Origin of the sequence: Micromonospora sp. S4605 (genome assembly GCF_003176715.1) — a bacterium.
Lineage (GTDB): Bacteria > Actinomycetota > Actinomycetes > Mycobacteriales > Micromonosporaceae > Micromonospora > Micromonospora echinaurantiaca.
Genome location: NZ_QGSW01000431.1, coordinates 1 through 5,183 on the forward strand (window position 1 = coordinate 1; position 5,183 = coordinate 5,183).

Sequence of the window (5,183 nt, forward strand, 5' to 3'; positions counted from 1 at the left end):
TGGCACGCGTTAGTCCAGGAGATCGCGTCTCTAGGGACTTCTGGCCTTCTCTGCCTCTCGCGACCCGCCGACCAGCGCATTCCGCCTCGCAGGACCTCCAGGCCCGCCGAATTACGTCGAACCCGGGACCTACGGCACCGGCAAAAGCAGCATCCTGCGCACTCTCGCCAAGGCATACCCTAAAAGGGTCATCGAGGTGTCGCTGTCGACCTTGGGTGAGCAGCCCGCGCCCGTCGGAGCCGACGAAGAGGGCAACCCTGCCGCAACGACAAAGACGAATCGCATCCAGAAGGAAATCGTCAAGCAGCTGCTCTACCAGCAGATGCCCGCAGACGCCCCCGAGTCACGGTTCCGGCGCATCAGTCGATTCCCCCGCTGGCGTGAGTTCGGGCTCGCTCTGTTCGTGGGTCTCGTTCTCTTTGTCCTCATGGTGGCGGCTGGGCTCGACCGGCCTGTGATCGCGCTGACCGGGGTCGACCCTGTCGAACGCCCCGGCTGGTCGCGCACTCCGCTTGTATACCTCGCGCTCGCAGCCATCCTTATCGGGGCCGTCTACTTGGTTCGTCTTCTGCTGCACGACAAGGTGAGGATTGAGCAGGTCACGGCGGGCCCTGCCAGCATCACGCTCCCGCCTCGCTCATCTAGCTATTTCGACGAATACCTCGACGAGATTGTCTACCTCTTCGAGACCAACGGCCGCGACATCGTCATTCTGGAGGATCTCGACCGCTTCGACGATCCGCTCATCTTCGAGACACTACGGTCCCTAAACAACCTGCTGAACACCGCGAAACAGCTCAAGGGACGTAGGGTCCGGTTCATCTACGCCCTCCGTGACAGCATCTTCGAAAAGCTAGGGCGAGACGAAAATAACGCGATCACCGACGAAGCCAAGGCGGAACTTGTTCGGGCCAACCGGACCAAATTCTTTGACCTCGTCGTACCCGTCGTGCCGTTTATCACCCACAAGAACGCCCGCGACCACATGCACAGGCTGCTGACAGGCCGCTGGCACTCGATCTCCAAGGAACTCGTTGACCTCGCTGCACGGCACGTCGCCGACATGCGGCTCATCTACAACATCGTCAACGAGTACGAGGTGTTCAAGCACCAGCTCATAGACGTCGCCACACCGGTACCGCAGCTCGACGAGGAACGCCTCCTCGCGATGGTCCTTTTCAAGAACGTCCACATGGCCGACTTCGAAGCGATCCGACTCGGCGAGAGCTCGCTGGACAAGCTGTACGACGTCTGGCGCGCGCTGGTCAGCGCAAACCTCCAGCGGCTCCGCGTGGAGTCGACCAAGCTCCATGAGCGGATCGAACGCGACGAGGCGGCCGAGGAAAGGGCCGGCGAGTTGGCGGCGAGGCTTCAGGCGCGAGTCGACGCGATTGTTCGCGCGTCCTCGCCGCAGGGCTTCACCGTGAGCGATCAGCTACACGTCAGCGGCGAAGTCGTCAGTCCTGCCGAGCTCCGGACTGCGAAGTTTTGGCGGGACCTACTACAGGGTAACGGCTCGATCGTGCTGCATGTTCGCGACGGGTACGGCTACCAACGCCAACTGCTGTTCTCTGCACCAGTGCTGAGTGACCTTCTTGGTACCTCCCTCGATTTGGACGAATGGGCCGCGCGCTCAGCGACCGCCGATAAAGACAGCCTGGAACGCATCGAGCGCGACGTGCATTTCCTCCAACACCACACCTGGGGTGATCTCGTCGACCGTCCGCAGTTTAAGTACAGGACCACGGAAGGCGAGAATGCGCTGACCTTCCGCCAATGGCTCGACCGGCTCCTTCCATCCCAGCTCGCCGTCGACCTCGTAGCACAGAAATACATCACGTCCTACTTCTCGCTCCACGTCTCGTCCTTCTACGGCGAGTTGATCCGGCCTGACGCGATGACCTACCTGATGCGCAACGTCGACCGCGGCACCCCCGACGCCGACTACCCCCTCGACGCCGAAGACATCACCGCAATCCTCCGTGACCGCGGTACCGGCGTTCTCCGCGACCGCAGCATGTACAACGTCTCCATCCTCAACCACCTGCTCCAGGAGGACGCCGATCGCGCAAAGGTGGTCGTGAAACGCCTCGCAGACTGGGGCCCCAAGGAGCGCGCGTTCGTCGATCACTATTTGGGCGCTGGCGTGGCAAAGGCCGCACTTGTAGAGCAGCTCACCCCACTGAGGTGATCTCAACAAGGATCGCCGTTTGACGTGCGCGACATGCGCGAATGCGTCCTTATCGGACGATGCTTGAGGAGGGCGTGGGGCCCTCGGTAGGCAGTTCTCACCACAAGATCAGCCCAGCAAGTGAGGACCCCACGTGATCGCCTATCGTGCCATGCTCGACGTGCCCAGGGAACTCGTTCAGCACGTGGCGCGGCTGTTACGCGCCGAGCGCCGTGCGGTGGGCACCCGATCGGGAACGCGGGCGTTGACCTGCTTCTACCAGGCGCTTCTGGTGTTGGTGTGGTTCCGCAAGGGTGAGGACAAGACCACTCTCGGGGCGGGGTTCGGCGTGTCGAGGGCAACCGCCTACCGGTATGTCGCCGAGGCCGTGCGGGTCCTAGCGGCGCAGGCCCCCACCCTGCATGAGGCCCTCGCGCGGGTCGCCGGCGAGGGCTGGTCGCACGTGATCCTCGACGGCAAGCTGTTCGACACCGACCGAGTGGCCGAGACGACCATGAGCGTGAAGGGCGAAACGATCGATGCCTGGTACTCCGGGAAACACCGCGACTTCGGCGCGAACATTCAGGCCGTGATGCGCCCGGACGGACTACCGATCTGGACCTCCGAGGCGATGCCCGGACACCTGCACGACCTCACCTGCGCCCAACAACTGGATGTCACCGGCGCCCTGTATTGGGCGGCCTCCGAACTGCACCTGCCGGCATTGGCCGACTCCGGCTACGAGGGCGCCGGCCAGGGCATCCACACCCCGTACAAGCAACCCGCCGACGGCCGCCGCCTCGCCGTCGACAACCGCACCTACAACGCTGTCCTTCGATCCATGCGGTGCCGCGGAGAACGCGGCTTCGCCATCCTCACCGGCCGCTGGCGCAGCCTCCGGCACAGCACCGCCAGCCCACGAAGAACCGGCGATACCGTCCGCGCCGCACTGCATCTCACCCACTTCGAATACCGCTACCTACCCGAATCTTGTTGAGATCACCTCACTACTGCCGGGCATCTTCACCTACCTTATCGGTGACACAACCCTAGGCCGAGACGAGCGGAGCCAGCTCGTGGACGTCGCACTTACTCATCGTGCTGACGGCACAGAGTACGAGCACTCGGACCAGGTGCGGGTCTTCTTCGAGGCTTCGTACTCGGAGTTCCCGTCGCTGCGGGACGAGCGCCGCGGCGACGCGGCCCGCCGCGCGGTGCAGTTCATCGCTGGCACCGGTGCAGTCATTCCGAGCGTTGTTGGGCTGTCAGAGGCAGCGTGTGCCGCCCTGATCAAGGCATGTGCTTACGCCATCACCGCTCAGAACCTCGAAGTGCTCGCCGGGACTGACAACATCGCACTCGATCGCCTTGCCAAGGCCGATCACAACATCTACGATCATGCGCTTGACAACCTCGACACCTACTTTCAGTCGAACCACGAGTCGCAAGGGACGAGGTGGACCATCGAGTCGTCCGCGATGTTCATCGAGGTGCTACAGGACGTCGCACGGCTCAAGAAGGCCGACTTCGGCAGACTCATAACCGGTGCAAGCCCTGACTGCAGGATCGATAACCTCGGCGACGCTCCCGAGGGTGCCTGGCCCGCGCTCGTAGGCACAGGTCGGATCCCACCCACCTTCGCCAACGTCAGTGCCTACGTGGAGCGGGCTGGTGGCATTGATGAGTGGCTCGCGGCCTTGCTCTCGTCGGCACGCGAGGTGGTGGACGCGAACGGTGATGAACTCGACGCCAGGCGCGACCTCGCGACAACCATCGTGAACGCACGAGAGCAGCTGCAGAACCCGGCTCTGCGGGCGCAGATCGCGGGTTCCCTGCAGCCGGGGGCACTTCAAGCGCAGTCCATTGCCCCCGAGCCCGGCGAGCTGATCGCTCTTCTCATCGAGAGAGAGCTACTCAACGACGACGAGGAAACGTTCGACTCCCGGCTCATGGTCGACTGGGGCACACTCGAGCACGCCATCACTCGATCGAGCAACTACGCCGAACTCGTCGGCCCGCGGACACTGCAAGCTACATACATCGCCGAACTGATGCAGAGTTCGAAGGTCGCCGACGACATCAAGAAGGTAGTCCTTGAGGCAATGGACGAGTTCGCAGACGGAGTACCTAAAGCTGGTTACCAGGCGATGGCCGCGTACGCGCTCCGGTCGGGTATGGGTCTCCGCGCCGACCAGATCGATTCACTATGCCGGGGCGGCGCTCACCAGACGACGGTCGCAGGACTTCTGGCGGCGGCAGGGGAAGAGGTCTCTCTCGACGATCTCCGCCGGATCCTGCGGAACATGGGCGGCGACTACGCCACGATCGCAGACAAGGGCAACCGGCAGGCCCAACTTGCCGACACCCAGGCGCACCGGGCCATCCTCCGTCGCCTTCAGGATGGGAAAATCGTCTCCACGATCAAGGCTGACGATCGCAAGTCGACCCTGCGGGTACACATGAAGCGGTGACGGCAACAGCCGGGCGCATGAGCCTGCGGAGCCGTCGTCATCCGGGCTGCTCAGCCAGCATAATCACGTGGCCATGCGAGCCCCTGCCACACGCGTTGACTTCCAAGGGAGATTCGGCTGATGAAGCGAAATGACGCCGTCCGTCTGGGGTCACTCACAGCAATGCCACCCCCGCCGTGTCGCTGGCCATACCTACGGCCTCAGATTCCGCCGCCGTTGCGTCCCTTACGGCGGCCATGCCGACCAGCAGGTCCGCGCCGCCAAACTGCGGATCGGTCAGCGTCTACCGCCACCAGCAGCGCGCAGCAGGCGGCTGTCTCCTCGCTCGTCATGTCTCTCCGATCGTCGTCATCCGGGAAGGTGCGCCCAGCAGGGAGTCTCCCGGGCCCCTTTCTTCTGGGAGAGCGACGCCTAATACTCCAGCCGGGGATGTTGACCTCGGCTGAGCTGCGGTTTGGTGCGGTGGGGGTATGAGGGCAGCCACCGTCGATCATGGACGGCTGTGTGGACTGACCATGACGCAGCGGTGGCTGCCGGATACA

The 5,183-nt window shown here is 63.5% G+C and carries 3 protein-coding genes; all 3 read left to right on the forward strand.

Annotated features, from left to right (window positions below; translation table 11 throughout):
- Window positions 1–40: 40 nt before the first annotated feature.
- The 3 genes from DLJ47_RS33320 to DLJ47_RS33330 all read left to right on the forward strand — a co-directional run bounded on the left by DLJ47_RS33320 (window position 41) and on the right by DLJ47_RS33330 (window position 4,641).
- Window positions 41–2,191 carry a YobI family P-loop NTPase gene (locus DLJ47_RS33320; protein ID WP_342447663.1) on the forward strand — a complete coding sequence of 717 codons (2,151 nt, stop codon included), beginning with the start codon at window positions 41–43 and terminating at the stop codon, window positions 2,189–2,191.
- Window positions 2,192–2,324: 133 nt separating this feature from the next.
- Window positions 2,325–3,167 (forward strand): transposase family protein, encoded by an 843-nt coding sequence (locus DLJ47_RS33325; protein WP_167190354.1) that lies wholly within the window; start codon window positions 2,325–2,327, stop codon window positions 3,165–3,167.
- 79 nt (window positions 3,168–3,246) lie between these two features.
- Complete coding sequence (locus DLJ47_RS33330) at window positions 3,247–4,641, forward strand: hypothetical protein (RefSeq protein WP_109906085.1); 1,395 nt, start codon at window positions 3,247–3,249, stop codon at window positions 4,639–4,641.
- The last annotated feature ends 542 nt before the right edge of the window (window positions 4,642–5,183 follow it).